The organism is Saccharibacillus brassicae (assembly GCF_006542275.1).
In the GTDB taxonomy this organism is placed as follows: domain Bacteria; phylum Bacillota; class Bacilli; order Paenibacillales; family Paenibacillaceae; genus Saccharibacillus; species Saccharibacillus brassicae.
This window is the reverse complement of the sequence record NZ_CP041217.1, coordinates 1,440,294-1,456,462: the sequence shown is the minus strand read 5'-3', so window position 1 is coordinate 1,456,462 and position 16,169 is coordinate 1,440,294. Positions and strand designations below refer to the sequence as shown.

Sequence of the window (16,169 nt, the reverse complement as noted above, 5' to 3'; positions counted from 1 at the left end):
ATCTTCGCGTCTGCAACGAGCCGCCGTCCGCCGGCTTACTCCGCCCGATCCGCGCCCGATCCAGCCGCCCTCTGCCAGCGCAGCACGGACAAAGCCGTCTCCGCGACCGCTTCAAGCTTAGTCCGGTCGGCACCCATTTTGCCGGTCAGCACCAGCGCGTTGCGCTCGTGGGCCAGAAAAAGGGACAGCCGTTCAAGATCGGCGTCGGCACGCAGTTCGCCGGCTGCGCGGCCCCGTTCGAGCAGGTCGTAGAAAGCTTTTTCCACGTCAAGCTGGTTGGCCTGCATGTAGGCGTTCAATTCTTCGTCATGCGGCATGTATTCGATCGCGCTGCTGATAATGAAGCAGTCCTGCCGCTGCTGCGGGTCCGACAAGGCCGATACGATCTCGCCGAAAGCCTGCCGGATCCGTTCTTCCGCGCCGCCCGGTTCCCGGAACAGTTCGACGATGTCCGCCTGTTTGCGGTTCATGTAGAATTGGACGGCAGCCAAAAAAAGTTCCCGTTTGGTGCCGTACGTGTCGTACAGACTTTGGCGGGCGATACCCAACCCTTTTAACAGATCCGGCAGTGAAGTGCCTTCGTACCCCTGCGTTCCGAATATGCCGAGCGCCCGGCTCAACACTTCCTCGGGATCGAATGCTTTGGTTCTTGCCACGATGCATCGCCTCCTTCCTGCTGTTAATCATAGGGGAACGGAAGGCACTGTTCAATATGCGAACGGCATTCCGGCGAACCGAACATGTTTTTCACACAGGGTCGGGAAGGCTTTCATGTATAATGGAGGAAAAGCGCACACCGATCATCGGTCCCGTCCGCGGGTACAAAGGAATAGGGAGCGATTCGCTTTGCCGCGGATCGGCTCGGTGCCATAGAGGAATCGATATTTTGACGAAAAGGATGAGGCCGATGCCCGAACACGAAAAGACGAACGAGTCCGGCCGGCGGGAAGCCGGTCTTCCGGTCGAACGCAAACAGCCCGATCCGCGGGGCATTCCCGTGGAGAACGAAATTGCCGTGCCGCCGGCCGAAGCCGGTCCCGCCAAAGGACTGGAAATCGCGGAGATTCTGGAAGCTTCGGTGTCGGCTTTTGTCACGTCGCAGGGAGAAGTCCGCAAAAAATCGAAAACGGATAAAGAGGCGGCGCCCGGTTCGAGTCCCGATTCGGACGGGGTGGACGTTCGGCAGGGCGGCGTGTCCGGCCGCGCTTCCGATTCCGCGCAGCCGGATGCCGGTTCGGACCGCGGCGTCTCTGTCGATCGGGGATTCGTGCCTGCCGTGAATACGAGTGGCGATCGCTCCGCGATGAGCGGCCGCGCCGGTTCGACGGCCGCGCAAATCGAGCTGCGGCTGCCGATCTGGGAAAGCGAGGAAGTGCCGGCCGTGTCGCCGAACGCCGATCTCGACAAGCTCAGCTCGAACGCCGCGCACGATCGCGAAGAGATTACGGACGAAGACCTGATCGAGCTGACGATCGAACGCTTCAAGGAGAAGCTGCAAAGCGGCCGTTGGACGTGTCTTCAGCTCACGCAAGCTTATCTGGAGCGGATTGCCCGGCTCGACGGCAAGCTGAATGCGGTGCTGGAAGTGAACCCGGACGCCGCCGCGCTGGCCAAGCAGCTCGACGACAACTTCGACGAGCTGGGTTCGCTGCCGCTGTACGGCGTGCCGCTGCTGCTCAAAGACAATATCGATACCGCGGACCGGATGACGACCTCCGCGGGTTCGCTGGCGCTGGAAGGGCGCCGGGCGAAACGGGATGCTTTTGCCGTCGACAAACTGCGCGACGCGGGCGCGATCCTGCTCGGCAAAGTCAATATGACGGAATGGGCGAACTATATGTCCGACGACATGCCGTCCGGCTACAGTTCGCGCGGCGGACAGACGAACAATCCGTACGGAGCCTATCCGGTCGGCGGGTCCAGTACCGGCAGCGCGGCGGCCGTCTCGGCCAACTTCGCGCTCGGCACCGTCGGTTCGGAGACGTCGGGCTCGATCGTGAGCCCGGCGGCCGCGCATTCGGTCGTCGGGATCAAGCCGACGGTCGGCCTGATCAGCCGCAGCGGCGTCGTTCCGCTGTCGCTGACGCAGGACACGCTCGGTCCGATCGCCCGGACGGTGCTTGATGCGGCGCTGATTCTGGAAGCGATGGCGTTCGGCGACGAAGCGGACGCCTGCACGCTGCTGCCGCAGCGCCCGGTCTCGTTCCTGCCGGGCCGGATGGACTTGACCGGCCGATTGAAGGTCGGCGTCGTCGAAGGATTCGCGCGGCGCCTCGATGCGGAGACGTCGGCGGTGTTCGAGCAGGCGCTTGCCGGCCTGCAGGCCGCGGGCATCGAAGTGAAACGCGGCCTCGACCTGCCGATCCCCGAAGAGGAAGGAGACGGCACGGTGCTGCGCCGCGAGTTCAAGTCGGCGATCGACGCGTTCTTCGCCGCGCAGCCGCCCGGTCAGGGTCCGGCGGATCTGGCGGAGCTGATCGAGGCCAACCGCGCGAACCCGCAAGAGCGTCTGCGGTACGGGCAGAACCTGCTGGAAGAAGCGCAGCAGGCGGGCGGCAGCCTCGAAGACGACGTCTACCAGTCCAGCAAGGCAGACGGCGTTCGAAGCGCCGGCGAAGAAGGCATTGACCGCGCGCTGGAGCAATACGGGGTGCACGCGCTGCTGTTCACCGATTACGAAGGCTCCGATCTTGCGGCGCGCGCCGGGTATCCGCTCGTGTCCGTGCCGGCCGGCTATACCGAGTCGGGACGCCCGGTCGGCCTGCTGCTGTCGGGAACGGCCATGTCCGATCCGCTGCTGATCGAGATCGCTTACCGGTTCGAGCGGGCGACCCAAAAACGCAAAGCGCCCAAAGCTTTTCGTTAGGAACCGGCAGCTAGCGGCGTTCTTTCCGTGAGCGGTGCGCCTGCCGGGCAGGAAAACGCGGCCGGACGGCGAAGGTAGCGGGTATGGTCGGGCGCACAGCGGCACAAGCCCGGAATCCGGATTTACAGGGAGGGGAAGCGGATGGAGAAAGAAAAAGAAAAAGCTCCGGCAGAGACGGAGGACGTGCTGATTCGCACGCCGAACCTGCTCATTCGCAGATTCGGACAGGAAGAATGGCCCGAGCTGCTCACTTATTTGCAGGACGACGGCGTGGCGGACGGGTTCCCGGAAGGCATCTATACGGAGGAGAGGCTGCGCGACATGACGGCCGATCCGTATCTGTACGCGCTCGTGTCGCTGCAGGACGATCAGGTGATCGGCCACGTGTTTTCCCGTCCCGGCGTTCAGCCGATGACGGGGCTGCTCGGCTTCGGCGTTCGTTCGGATTACCGAAGGTGCGGGTACGGCACCGAAGCGGCGCAGGCGCTGTTCCGGCACGCGTTCGAAGAACTGGGGCTGCATCGGGTGACGGTATCGTGCCCGCCCGAAAATCTGGCGCTGCGCGCTCTGCTCGAAAAGTGCGGCATGCGCATGGAAGCTTTTTTTCGCCGGAATCTGCCGACGATCGACGGGGAATGGCGCGACGAGTGCGTCTATGCGCTGCTGAGGGACGAATGGCTCGTCAACGCGAGCCTGCTGCATCTGCGGCAGGGCGGGGAAGCGATCCGCCTGGAAGACTTTATCGCTTTGTCCTTGTCGGCGGAGAGCGAACAATCCGGGGCAGGCGAGCTTGTCGAAGCCGTGCCGGTGCTCGATACGGCGCTTGCGATCGAAGCCGAGCACCGGGCGGATCTGGAAGCGGAGCTTGAAGCCGAGCTAGAAGCCGGGTACCAAGCCGAACTTGAGCTGGAAGCTGCAGCCGGATTCGCCCCCGAAGGGGTCGCTTCCTACGAAGCGCCGGCGCAAACATCGGCTCTGCCGGAAGCCGCGTCCGACGCCGCTTTCGAAGCGGCGCCGGTTCCGCCGGTTCAAGAGCCGGCGGGAGATGCGGCTGAAGAGTCGGCCGCAGAGCCTGCCGCCGAACATCCGGCGGCGTCCGAGATTTACGGGCAGTTCGCCGCGCCCGGCGAGCCGGACATTCCGCAGGTGACGCTGCCGATGAGCGCCGGGGACAGCTCCGGCGCGGGGCCGTCCGCTCCGGTGCTGCCGGCGGCCGTGGCGGCCACCGTGATCGAACCGGCGGCAGTCGAGGGCACGGTCGTCGGCGTGCAGCGAGCGCCGGCTGCGCCGGACCCGATGTACGGGCTGATCGAACAGCGGGTCGACGGCGTGCCGATCGTGCTGCGGCGGCTGCACGATTTCAACTGGCTGGCGCCGTTCGGACGCGTATTCCGCGTATGGGACCGCCAGGATTCCGGCAACCTGTCGTTCGGGCTGGAGATCGAAGACCAGCGCGTCTTTATCAAATACGCCGGTGCGGAGACGGCGGAATATGCCGGCCATCCGGCGGACGCCGTGCAGCGGCTGCGCGAAGCGGCGAACGCCTACGAAGCGCTGGACCATCCGGCGCTGGTGCGTATGCTGGATCACTTCGAGACGCCGGACGGGTACGCGATCCTGTTCGAATGGGCCAAAGGGCAGTCGCTGCACCGAGGCGACGATAGCGGCGCAGATCCGCATTCCGTCCGATCCCGCTTCCGCGCCCTGCCGATCGAGCGGCGGCTCGAAGCGATGGAGACGATTCTCGACTTCCACGCCCACGTGGAAGAGAAAGGCTACGTCGCGATCGATTTTTACGACGGCAGCATGCTGTACGATTTCGAAGCCGGCCGGATGACGCTTTGCGATATCGACCTGTACCGCCCGGCTCCTTATATCAACGAAATGGGCCGCATGTGGGGTTCTTCGCGCTTCATGTCGGCGGAAGAATACGAGCTGGGCGCGGCGATCGATTCCCGGACGAACGTCTACACGATGGGCGCGACGGCGTTCTACATGCTCGGCGGCACGCGGGACCGTTCGCCCGGACTGTGGGAAGCCGGGGAAGAACTGTACCGCCTGGCGCTGCGCGCCGTGTCGCCCGAACGTTCCCATCGCCAGGCGTCGGTGCGCGAGCTGCTGGACGCCTGGACAAGCCTCGTCAGAGGCTGATCCGCCGGGAGAGTCGGCACTTGCCGGCCTCCTTGCGTCATCGCAAGTTTTCAAGCCCGATCCTTCCGTTCGCAGCTCCATTCGAAGCTCTATTCGAAGCACCATTCGCAAGCCCGAAATCGGCAAAAATCCGGTTCTCCGCGCTTTTCGAACAGATGCCGCGCAGCGATAAGGGCTGCGGCATCCGTCGACCAGCGATCGGAAAACCGGATTTTTGTGACAAACGTTCGGAACAACTTTTTTGGCGAAAACTGATCTTATTTTTCTCGCGTCCGCCGGCGGCACCTCGTCAGTGGGCGTGCCCGACCGCATGTCCCGCTGCCGCCATCTCGTCCGCCACGCGGCCGATCGTCGTCGTGCGCAGATGCTCGTCCATTTTGCGTTCGGATTCGCGCATGACCGCATCGATCAGGCAGCCGGGACCGTTGGAATCGCAGCCTTTGAACAGGGGCGTGCTGCCTTCGATCGCCTGAATAATATCGAGAAACGAAATATCGTGCTTGTCGCGCCGCAGGCAGTAACCGCCCTGGGCGCCGGAATAGGAATCGACCAGACCGGCTTTGGCCAGCTTGGTAAGGATTTTGGACAGGTAGGTCGGGGATACGCCCTGCTTCGCGGCCAGGTCCTGCACGCCTACTTTGAGTCCGGGCGTACGTACTGCCAGATCGAGCATCGTATGCAGCGCGTAGTTCGTGCCTTTGGAATAATTCATCGTTTATCATCCTTAGTCATGGAATGGAAAGGCAAACGGAAAGTCCGGCTGGGGTCGCGCTTGGGATCTTCAAGGCTCTTGTCCATTGTCGCAAGCCTGGGATAGCGCGTCAATGTTCTTCTGCCGTGCGAACGCGCTCGAAGTTTGGGGACTATGTCATTGCGACCCGGAGTGGTATAATCTGGGGAAACCACGAATCAGGAGGCGTCTTTATGACTATTCAGTATCTCGACAGTCTGGAATCGATCAAGGAAGATTCGTTTGCCGACGGCTTTTTCGACGGTTGGCCCAACCGGCCCAGCCCGGCCACGTTCGTTCGGATGCTGCAAGGATCGGCTTACGTGATGCTTGCGCAGGATGAAGAGACGGGCAAGATCGTAGGATTCGTGAATGCGCTCTCCGACGGTGTCCTCAGCGCGTACATTCCGCTGCTGGAAGTCGTACCCGCTTATCAGGGCCAGGGCATCGGGCGCGAATTGGCGCGGCAGCTGCTGAAGCGGTTGGACGCTTATTACATGGTGGACCTGATGTGTGACCCGGAACTCGAAAGTTTCTATGCCCGCCAGGGCATGCGTCCGGCGAACGGCATGACGCGGCGCAATTACAAAAATCAAAAAGGCATCTCATAAAGCGTTCGAACCGCTTGCCCGGATCGGCCGGAATAGAAGCATGACGTCGAATAGAAAGAAGTTCGATATACGAAAAAGAAGCGGTTCTTCGCGCGTCCCCGGACGCAGCGGAGAACCGCTTCTTTTTCGATCAGGCCGTTTTTTCAAAATCGTTCCGTTCGCCCGGTATCGCTCTTTCTATCCGCGCGCAGTGCGTGATTGTCGCGAATCATACAATCATTCGTGCACGTACCGTCCGCCGCGTCCCGCGCCGAGGCCGGTCAGCAGGTAGACGGCAACGATGCCGAACATGACGTAATACGGAATCTGCCAGCCGCCGGTGGCGTCGTGCAGCGTGCCGTACAGCAGCGGGCCGCAGCCGGCCAGCAGATAGCCGACGGACTGGGCCATGCCCGACAGGTCGGCCGCTTCGGAAGCATTTTTGGTCCGCAGCGAGAAGAACATCATGATCAGGCTGAACGAGAAGCCGCCCGACAGGCTGAAGAAGACGATCGCGGCGATGATGATCGGCAGCGAACCGTTGGCATACAGGAAGCCGAAGATGCCGACTACGTAGAACGCCGAGGTCATGACGATCAGCGGCCGCTGGTCTTTCACTTTGGACGCGATGATCGGAGCGATGAAATTGATCGGAATCATCAACATCTGGAACAGCGACAGCATGTAGCCTCCGATGACCGGGTCCAGATGCTGGGCGTGCATCATGTTCGGCATCCAGGCGACCATGATGTAATAGATGGAAGACTGCATGCCCATGTTGACCGTGACCATCCAGGCCAGCGGCGAACGCCAGATGCTGCGCTTCGGCACGTCGGGCGCGCCGGTATTGACGGCGCGCGTATTGCGGCGCAGCTGCGGCAGCCAGACGATCAGGCCGATCGCGGACAGGATCGTCCAGATCAGCAGCGAGCCGCGCCAGCCGATGCCGGTATTCGAGATCGGCACGCTGATCGCGGCCGCCGCCGAAGCGAAGATGCCCATCATGATCGAATACAAGCCGGTCATCACGCCGACTTTGAGCGGGAACTCCCGCTTGATGATGCTCGGCAGCAGCACGTTGAACACGGCGACCGCGAGGCCGATCAGGAATGTGCCCGCCATCAGCGGTACGATGCCGCCGAACGGGCGGAACAGACTGCCGATCACGATGAGTACGAGCGAGACGAAGATCAGCCGTTCGGCGCCGTAGCGGCGCGCCCATTTCGCCACGAACGGCGACAGCAGCGCGAACGCCAGCAGCGGAAGCGTGGTCAGGAAGCCGGCCATCGTGTTCGACAGCGACAGCGCCCCGCGGATCGTGTCGATGATCGGGCTGAGGGAAGTGATATGCGTGCGCAGATTCGCCGCGACCAGCAGGATGCCGGCGAGCAGCAAATAATAGACGCTGCTCGGCGCGTCCTGGGTGCGCGGTATTTCGGTTTTTTTCGTCGTCATGGTTCTAACTCCGTTCCGGCCGCCTTCTTCGGGCGGCATCCAATGAATTCGTTGCGGTGCAGCCGGACCGCCCGGCTACGCCTCGCTGTGCTCCTGCTCGTGCGGCGCTTTGAAGCGGGCAATATAGTCGTCGACTGCCCGCGCCGCCCGCTCCGCGTCGCGTTCGCGAATCGCGGCGATGAGTTCGGGATGGCCGACCTCGTACCGGCTGCCCGCGATGCCGCGGTTGACGGTGATCGAGATTTGCAGCTTCTCGAACAGGCTTTCGTACAGGTCGGCGAGCAGGACGTTGCCCGAAGCGGCGACGACGGCGCGGTGCAGGTTCCAATCGGCCTGCTTGAACGCGTCGGGGTCTTCCGCTTCGCCGTTCATCGCTTCCCGGCACTGCGCGGCGAAGCGGTCGAGCCGTTCCAGGTCTTCGTCCGTACGCCGCCGACAGGCGAGCGCAGCGGCTTCGCGGTCCAGCGCATGCTGGACTTCCAGCGCTTCCAGCACGGAAGAGCGTCTCATCCGCTTGTGCAGGATGGCGCTCAGCTCGCTGTTGGCCGTGACGAACGTTCCGTCGCCCTGACGCGTCTCCAGCAGCCCGACCTGCACGAGGCCGCGAATCGCTTCGCGCAGCGTGTTCCGGCTGACGCCGAGGCTCTCCATCAGATCGGCTTCGCGCGGAATGCGGCTGCCGATATCCCATTCGCCGCCCGTAATCAGCGCTTCAAGCTGCGCGTAGACGCGTCCGGACAGCGTTTGTTTTTCCAATTTCTCGAACATGTGCGCCTCCTCACCAAAGGTAGGATGATTGGTTGTTTCGCTCGAATCAGTATAAAAGGTTTGCCGGAAGTTGTAAAGGAAAAGGAAACGGAAGCGGAAAAGGAAACGGGAAAAGTAGAGGGTAAGCAAAAAGCCTTTGTCCGCATTCGGAAAAAGGCTTTGATCGAAGGCGTCCGTCTGTGTGCCGGAAGTCTCCGCCGTTATGAAGGTTGGTTTTTCGTTCGGTCCGGATACGGACGGCACTTCGCCCTATCCCGGTGTATCAATGAATCTTGATCAGCCGGGCGCCCTGCTCGAAAGCGGCCATTTTTTCGCTGACATCGTCGAACGTGCCGTATTTGAGCAGGCTGAGCTGCGATTCGGACAGCGGGAGCGCCGCATACGCTTTTTCCGGCAGAGCCACGATCGCGGATTCGGTCACGCGCAGATTGCCCAGGAAATAATCGCCGCCGTAACCGAGCCGCGTCGGAGTGCCGCCCAGCGGATAAGCGGAAGCTTGGGCTTCGTCCGGCTTGGCCGCAAACAGCAGTCCTTGCGAATCGGCAGGCCGGATCGGAAGCTCCCCGAGCGGCTGGCGCTTGTCCGAATTGTCGGGGTCTTTGCGCAGGATCAGCCCGCGTGCGGTCCAATCCCGGGCGGTGGCTTCGCTGACGATCAGCGTCTTGGCGTCCCATTTGACGGGATAATCCCATCTTTCTTCGGGAAGGGCGCGAGCTGCTTGAATTTCGGCCCGGATCTGCTTGGAACTTCCGGTCAGCAGAATCGCGTTGGCCCGGTCGTTGAGCAGCGGAATCGCGACGAACACGAACGCCGCGGCTGCCGCCGCGCACACCAACAGACCCGCCAATGTTACAGCCCTACTTTTTTTCATAAAAACTCTCTCCTCGGTACGGGGCTTGCGCCGCCGTTAATAAGGTTAGTGTAGGCCGAAGAGAGAGCGGGCTCCATGGATCTGTCTTAACCGCGCCTTACATTTGCGTTAAGCTTGGCTGGCCAACGAATCGTAGACACGCTATTAGGCGTTTCGGCGCGGTTGTACGATTGTTAATGAACCGTAGGCACGCTATTGAGGCCAAAGTGCCGCAAAACGGCCTTATTCCGGCGAATAAGAATAGCAGGGTTCGTTAGTTTGCAAAAAAAGCGAAATATCGGCAAATAGCGATCGGAGGATTCGTTAGAAGGCAGATGGCAGACAGTAGAGGGTTAGAGGGTACACGGCAGACGATAGACGGCAGAGCGGGCACAGGCGGGTAGGGGTGGACGAGCCGGATGCGACACGGATGGATCGGGGATAGACGGGTAAGGTGCGGAAAACATCCGAGCGCGCATAAACCGCCCGGCCCGCCCAATGGAAAAACTTGCGATTCTACGCCACGGCGCTGCGCAGCGGCCTTCCACAGCACCTCCCAGGCAAAAAAAGCCTCCCGAAGGAGGCTTTCCTGCGTTCGGCCGCCGCTTGGGTGCGGACCGTACGGCGGCCGGGCAGATCGCGCTGCGAAGATTACTTCGCGCCGCGTTTGCCCATCGATTGCAGCTGCGACATCAATTTTGTGCGGGAGTCCTTGTTCCTGAGCAGATAAGCAGCTCCGAGTCCCACGGCAGCGGTCATCAAAGAAGATCTTTTCATGATTAATTCCTCCTCTAAAGGTGTGTGTAACAGATGTTGATATTGTGCCTTGTTCAAAAATTACCCGCTCCTCCGGCGCTGAAACGTTTTTGTTTTCAAAAAACGAAAGGTGGGCTATAATAGAACGTCTTGACGGATTTCGCAGAGATTCACAATCCAAACGGTTCGGAGACGATCCCCATGAGCAGGCACGAACGAAAGACTTTTGTCGCACACGGAATCGCATACGGCGTTTTTTTGAAAAAGTTCACGGGTCCCCGGGCCGGTCGGACTTTTTTTGTTTCCTTGGGGCAAGAAAAGTGACGGAGGGAAGAAGACATGGAAGAGGTCAAAAAGCAATCGATCTTCGCGGCGTGGATCAGTCTAATCAGCAACGTGCTGCTCACCATTTTGAAAGTTGCGGTCGGCCTGCTGTTCAACAGCCCGGTGCTGATCGCGGACGGCGTGCATAACGCGGGCGACGTGATCGCGTCCGCGGCGGCGCTCGGCTCGATGCGAATCTCCAGCCGTCCGCCGGATGAGGACCATCCGTACGGACACGGCAAAGCCGAAGTGATCGGCGCAAGCGTCGTAGCGACTATTCTGCTGCTCGCGGCGTTCTACGTCGGCTACCATTCGATCGTCGCGCTGTTCGAGCCGATGCCGGAAGCGCACGTGATCGCCCTGATCGCGGCCGTGCTGTCGCTGATCTGGAAGCTGGTGCTATACGTGTACACGATCCGCATCGGGCGCCGCGCGAACAGCAAAGGGCTGATCGCGACGGCGCAGGATCATCTGGCGGACGTGTACGCGTCGGGCGCGGCGGTGATCGGAATCGGGCTCGGCTTGATCGGCCAAATGGCGAACATGCCGATTCTTGCCTACGGCGATCCGATTGCGGGAATCATCGTCGCGGTGCTCGTGCTGAAGCTGGCCGCCGATATGGCGCGCGAATCGATCGACATTTTGATGGAAAAAGCGATTGGGTCGCACGAGCTGGCCGCGCTGGAACAGATCGTCCGCGGCATCGAAGAGGTCAAGCGGATCGACCGTATCCGTGCGCGCGAGCACGGGCAGTACATCATTATCGACCTGCGCGTCGGCGTCGACGGGCAGATGACGATCCAGCAGGGACACGACGTCATCCGCAAGATCAAAAAAGCGATCCTGTCTTCCCACCCGAACGTCAGCGAAGTCATGATCCATCTCAATCCGTGGTATCCCGGCGCGCCCGAAGCGAGCGAAGCCGAGCCTTCCGTCAGTATCGGCGACTCGGGCGGGGTGCGTGTGGAGGAATAAGCCGCAGCCGCCCGCGCAGCGAGCAGCCGCTACGCTCGGCCGTGCCCGGCAGCGCACCGGTCATGCCCGTGCCGGACGCCCCAACAAAAAGCCTTACGTTCCCGCTTCCGCGGACATCGTAAGGCTTTTTTGGTAGGCGTATCCGGTTTGTTGGAGAGCTATTTGCGGCGCGACAGCGCCGAACCGACGACGCCGGCCACGATCGCGGCCGCGCCGAGCAGCGCGTAGGTGCCTACCGTCTCGCCGAGCAGCAGCGCTCCGGCCGCGAGGGCGACGACCGCCGACAGGCTGCCGAACACGCTCATGCGGGAAGCTTCGATCCGCGACAGCGCATAGTTGGACAGGTACGACGTGGCCAGCGAAGACAGCACGCCGAGGTAGAGCATCGCCGCGAGAAAAGACGGCGAAGCAAGCGGCGCGGCCAGCTCCGGCAGCGTACCCGCAGAGGCATGGCGAATAAGCGCCAGCAGGCCGAACGTGACGAACCCGAGCAGGTTCATAAAATACGTCAGTTCGCGCGGGGTGTACGAGCCGCTTAATTTGCGCGCCAGCACGTTATAGCCGGCCTGCGAGAACGCCGAGCACAGCAGCAGCAGGATGCCGGCCAGACTGGCGGAGAACGCGGCGCCTTCGCGCCCGGCGAACAGGCAGGCGACGCCGATCACGGACAGCAGCGTGAAGATTTTCTGCGCGCGGCTCGACCGTTCGCCGAGCAGCAGCCCGGCCAGAATGAGCGTGAACACGGGCACGGCGCCCTGGATCATGCCGGCTTCGGCCGAAGACGCCTGCAGCAGGCCGAACGTCTGGAAGCTGAAGAATGCGACGGGATAGAAGATTGTAACCGGTAGGATGCGCAGGGCACCGCCGCCGATTTTGCGCAGGCCGGCGCGTCCCGGAAAAGCAAACAGGGAAGCGGCGGCGAAAGCGAACAGGAAGCGGTAAGCGAGAATGTCGAGCGGGTCGGCGGTTTGCAGCGCGATTTTGACGAACAAAAAAGAAAATCCGATAATGAGCGCGTTCAGGATCGCGGCCGCATAAGCCCGGTGCGCGGGGCGGATAGGCATGGCAGTCAACTCCGATACAGGGAATGGCCGAAGCTTCGAGAAACGGGGTTGCGTGGCGTTTTTCGAAGCCGGGGCAGGCAGTGCGGCCGCATCTGCACTTTTTATTCTAAAGATCGCTTGGCCATGCTACAATAGACATAATAACGATCTGTACCGGTACAGATCGGAGAGGAGAAGCCGCGGATGTACAAATATATGGAGCTGTTGAACGAATTGGAAGGATTGATTGCGGGTACGATGAAGGAAGGAGACAAAATTCCTTCGATCCGCACGCTGTCGGAACGGTATGTGTGCAGCAAAAGCACGGTCATCCGCGCGCTGTCCGAATTGGAGCGGGGACATCTGATCTATGCGTCGGCCAAAAGCGGATATTACGTCCTCGGCCGCGCGGCCCGGGAAGAACCGCTCAGCCGCGCGATCGATTTTGCCCATTCCGCGCCGGACCCGGACATTTTCCCGTACCTCGATTTTCAGCAGTGCCTCAACAAAGCGATCGACACGTACCGCAACGACCTGTTTATCTACGGCACCCCGGGCGGGCTGCCGTCGCTGGTCCGGGAAATGCAGCGGCATCTGGCGGGCTACCAGGTGTTCGCGGAGCCGGAGCGGATCTTTATTACTTCGGGCGCGCAGCAGGCGCTTACGCTGCTGGCCGGGATGCCTTTTCCGGGCGGGCGGCGGACGGTGCTCGTGGAGCAGCCGACGTATCCGCTGTTCGCGGCCTACCTCGAAGCGCACCGCATTCCGGCCGCCGGCATCCGCCGCGACGCGGACGGGATCGACATGGACGAGCTGGAGCGGATTTTTCGCGGCGGGGACATCAAGTTTTTCTACACGATTCCGCGTTTCCACAATCCGCTCGGCAGTTCGTACACACGCCGGCAAAAAGAGCAGATCGCGAAGCTTGCCGCCCGCTACGGCGTCTATCTCGTCGAAGACGATTACATGGCCGACCTGGAACAGGACGCCAAGTCCGATCCGCTGTACGCTTATGACCGGGAAGGGCGGACGATCTATCTGAAAAGCTATTCCAAAATCCTGTTCCCCGGCCTGCGCGTAGGCGCCGCGGTGCTGCCGTCCGAGCTTGCCGAATCGTTCGGCCGCTACAAGCAGCTGCAGGACATCGACAGTTCGATGCTGTCGCAGGCCGCGCTTGAGCTGTATTTGAAAAGCGGCATGTTCGAGCGGCACCGCGAAAAAATCCGCGGCTGCTACAACCGGCGCTCCGAACTGCTGAGCCGCGCGATCGGGCTCGCCCGGGACACGCATCCCGGCGTGTTCGGCGGGCCGCTGCCTTCTCCGGGCGGCATCCACACGCATCTGCTGCCCGAAGCGTCCGCTCCGCTGACCGGCGTGATCGAGCGGCTGCGCCTCCGGGGCGTGCACGTCGAGAGCGCCGGCACGCATTACCTGAACGGCTTCCGGGCCGACGCCATGCTCAAGCTGAACGTGTCCGGCGTGCGCGAAGCGGACATTCCCGGCGGCGTCGCCGCCGTCGCCGAAGAGCTGGCGCGGGTCTCGCGCCGATTGCAGCCCCATACCCCCTAATCCAACCGAAAAGGAGCAACCGCCGAATGGAGCTTTTTATTAGTATTCTGTTCATGCTCGCGATCATCGGGATCTCGAACGTGGTCAACCGATTCCTGCCTTTTGTGCCCGTCCCGATTATCCAGATCGGCCTCGGCGTCGCCGCCGAGCTGCTCCCGCCGCATATCCATGTGCCGCTGGAGCCGGAACTGTTCCTCGTGCTCTTCATCGCACCGCTGCTGTTCAACGACGGACGGATCATTCCGCGCGGCGAGCTGTGGAACCTCCGGGCTCCGATTCTGCTGCTGGCGCTCGGGCTCGTCTTCGTCACCGTCGTCGTATTCGGCTATTTGATTCATTGGGTCATCCCGACCATTCCGCTGGCTGCGGCGTTCGCCCTGGCGGCGATTCTGTCGCCGACGGACGCCGTTGCGGTCGGTTCGATCGCCGGACGAATCAAGCTGCCGAAAGACATCATGCGCCTGCTCGAAGGCGAAGCGCTCGTTAACGACGCGTCGGGCCTCGTGGCGTTCAAGTTCGCCGTAGCCGCCGCCGTCACGGGCGCGTTCTCGATCTATCAGGCTTCGCTGAGCTTCCTGCTGATCGCGATCGGCGGTCTGCTCGTCGGCGCGCTGCTGTCGTTCGTCATTATCCGTATCCGCGTCTTCCTGCGCCGCCTCGGCATGGAAGACGAGACGCTGCACGTGCTGATCCAGCTCGTGACTCCGTTCGTGCTGTATCTGGTCGCCGAACATCTCGGACTGTCCGGCATCCTCGCCGCCGTCTCGGGCGGTGTCGTCCACGCGATCGAACGCGATCGCGCCGAGTCGGTGCGGGTCAAGCTGCAGGTCGTCTCGAACAGCACATGGTCGGTGTTCCTGTACGTGCTGAACGGTCTCGTGTTCGTCCTGCTCGGATTGCAGCTGCCGGAAGTGCTCGGCACCGTGTTCGAAGATCCGGCCATCAGCAGCCTCGGCGCGCTGTGGCACGTAACGTGGATCTCGGTCGGCCTGATCGTGCTGCGCTTCCTGTGGATCTATGCGTACTGGTTCTTCACGAGCCGGGGCAGCAGAATCGGCCGCACCGGCAAGTCGCTGTTCCAGGCAGCGCTGCAAACGGCGCTGTCGGGCGTGCGCGGAGCGGTGACGCTCGCGGGTGCGTTCTCGATTCCGCTCGTGCTGAACGGGGGTCTTGCGTTCCCGGAACGCAACTTGATTCTGTTCCTCGCCGCCGGCGTTATCTTGTTTACGCTGCTTGCGGCCAGCGTCCTGCTGCCGCTGCTGTCGGGCAAGGAAGCGGCCGAAGCGCCGCAGGCCGAGCAGCCGCTCAAGCGCCGCATTCTGAGCGCGATCGCGCAGCGGATCGGCCAGGAAGAATTGGCCGAAGGCCGCTCCGGCGTCAACGCGACGGAAATTCATGACTTTACGAAATACTTGCAGCGCATGGAAGAAGCGACCAGCGCTTATTCGCTTGACCCCGAAGCGCCGCGCCGCGAAGCCGACCTGATGTACGCCGGTATTCGCGCGCAGCGCCGGGAACTGAGCAAGATGGTTCAGGACGGCGATCTCGGCCAGGAAGAAGCGACGCCGGTGTTCGAGCATCTGGCCCGGATCGAAGAGAGCATCCCGGGCCGGCTGGAAGCGCGCGTTACCGCTCCGGCGGCCGATATCGGCCGCTTCGCCGCCGCTTTGTTCGCCCGCGGCCGCCGCGGCGAACTGACGGACAAGCACGCGTTCTGCTCGCTGCAGACGGCCAAGACGCGCATGGCGCAGGCCGCGATCGAAGCGATCGACAAGCGCACGAACGAGTCCAACCGGGCCGAAGCGAAGCGGCTGACCGACGGCTACAACCAGCTGATCGCAAGGCTTGCGAAGACGGACTTCGGCCTGCTCGGCGAAGAGACCGAGGAGGAGCGGGAAGAACGCGAGGAACGGATGCAGGAGCGTCTGTCCGCTATTCAGGAGCAGCGCGACCACGTGCAGCGTTTGTTCGAAAAAGGCGAAATTTCCCGCGAACTGGCCGGCCGCCTGCGGCAGTTTATCCGCTATTTGGAGACCGACGTACCGGAAGAAGAAAACTTCGGGCATTGAGTCCAAGCTAAAAAGCGCACCGT

General features: G+C 62.1%; 13 protein-coding genes. 6 read left to right on the top strand and 7 right to left on the bottom strand.

Translation table 11 applies throughout. From position 1 onward, the window contains the following. Window positions 1-35: 35 nt before the first annotated feature. On the bottom strand, window positions 36-656 hold the full coding sequence (locus tag FFV09_RS05995) for a TetR/AcrR family transcriptional regulator (RefSeq protein ID WP_170314954.1): 621 nt from the start codon (window positions 654-656) through the stop codon (window positions 36-38). A 251-nt stretch (window positions 657-907) separates the two neighbouring features. On the opposite strand from FFV09_RS05995, the gene FFV09_RS05990 reads away from it, so the two are divergent. After that, window positions 908-2,866 carry an amidase family protein gene (locus FFV09_RS05990; protein WP_246098489.1) on the top strand — a complete coding sequence of 653 codons (1,959 nt, stop codon included), beginning with the start codon at window positions 908-910 and terminating at the stop codon, window positions 2,864-2,866. Window positions 2,867-3,007: 141 nt separating this feature from the next. Further along, entirely contained in the window at window positions 3,008-5,017 is a 2,010-nt protein-coding gene (locus tag FFV09_RS05985) for a GNAT family N-acetyltransferase (protein ID WP_141446951.1), read from the top strand. A 289-nt stretch (window positions 5,018-5,306) separates the two neighbouring features. On the opposite strand, the gene FFV09_RS05980 is transcribed toward FFV09_RS05985, so the two are convergent. Then, complete coding sequence (locus FFV09_RS05980) at window positions 5,307-5,729, bottom strand: Rrf2 family transcriptional regulator (protein ID WP_141446950.1); 423 nt, start codon at window positions 5,727-5,729, stop codon at window positions 5,307-5,309. A 212-nt stretch (window positions 5,730-5,941) separates the two neighbouring features. Between FFV09_RS05980 and FFV09_RS05975 the strand changes: the two genes are divergently transcribed. Next, the gene (locus FFV09_RS05975; RefSeq protein ID WP_141446949.1) at window positions 5,942-6,358 is read left to right on the top strand and encodes a GNAT family N-acetyltransferase; all 417 of its coding nucleotides are present in this window, start codon (window positions 5,942-5,944) and stop codon (window positions 6,356-6,358) included. A gap of 216 nt (window positions 6,359-6,574) precedes the next feature. Here FFV09_RS05975 and FFV09_RS05970 read toward each other — a convergent pair whose 3' ends face one another. The 4 genes from FFV09_RS05970 to FFV09_RS24320 form a co-directional block, all read right to left on the bottom strand. Beyond that, a complete protein-coding gene (locus tag FFV09_RS05970; RefSeq protein ID WP_141446948.1) occupies window positions 6,575-7,792 on the bottom strand; it encodes a CynX/NimT family MFS transporter in 1,218 nt (405 codons plus the stop codon). Window positions 7,793-7,867: 75 nt separating this feature from the next. After that, window positions 7,868-8,560, bottom strand: coding sequence for a FadR/GntR family transcriptional regulator (locus FFV09_RS05965; protein ID WP_141446947.1), 693 nt, complete (start codon window positions 8,558-8,560; stop codon window positions 7,868-7,870). Between the two features lie 262 nt (window positions 8,561-8,822). Next, the gene (locus FFV09_RS05960) at window positions 8,823-9,431 is read right to left on the bottom strand and encodes a lipoprotein BA_5634 family protein (RefSeq protein WP_141446946.1); all 609 of its coding nucleotides are present in this window, start codon (window positions 9,429-9,431) and stop codon (window positions 8,823-8,825) included. 630 nt (window positions 9,432-10,061) lie between these two features. Next, complete coding sequence (locus FFV09_RS24320) at window positions 10,062-10,187, bottom strand: hypothetical protein (protein ID WP_281288480.1); 126 nt, start codon at window positions 10,185-10,187, stop codon at window positions 10,062-10,064. A 318-nt stretch (window positions 10,188-10,505) separates the two neighbouring features. On the opposite strand from FFV09_RS24320, the gene FFV09_RS05950 reads away from it, so the two are divergent. Continuing rightward, entirely contained in the window at window positions 10,506-11,465 is a 960-nt protein-coding gene (locus tag FFV09_RS05950) for a cation diffusion facilitator family transporter (RefSeq protein WP_141446944.1), read from the top strand. A 158-nt stretch (window positions 11,466-11,623) separates the two neighbouring features. On the opposite strand, the gene FFV09_RS05945 is transcribed toward FFV09_RS05950, so the two are convergent. Further along, complete coding sequence (locus FFV09_RS05945) at window positions 11,624-12,529, bottom strand: DMT family transporter (RefSeq protein ID WP_141446943.1); 906 nt, start codon at window positions 12,527-12,529, stop codon at window positions 11,624-11,626. Between the two features lie 183 nt (window positions 12,530-12,712). Here FFV09_RS05945 and FFV09_RS05940 point away from each other — a divergent pair, with 183 nt between their 5' ends. Together FFV09_RS05940 and FFV09_RS05935 are read left to right on the top strand one after the other, a co-directional pair. Further along, a complete protein-coding gene (locus FFV09_RS05940; protein ID WP_141446942.1) occupies window positions 12,713-14,077 on the top strand; it encodes an aminotransferase-like domain-containing protein in 1,365 nt (454 codons plus the stop codon). A 26-nt stretch (window positions 14,078-14,103) separates the two neighbouring features. Continuing rightward, window positions 14,104-16,146, top strand: a complete 2,043-nt coding sequence (locus FFV09_RS05935) for a Na+/H+ antiporter (RefSeq protein WP_141446941.1) — start codon at window positions 14,104-14,106, stop codon at window positions 16,144-16,146. The last annotated feature ends 23 nt before the right edge of the window (window positions 16,147-16,169 follow it).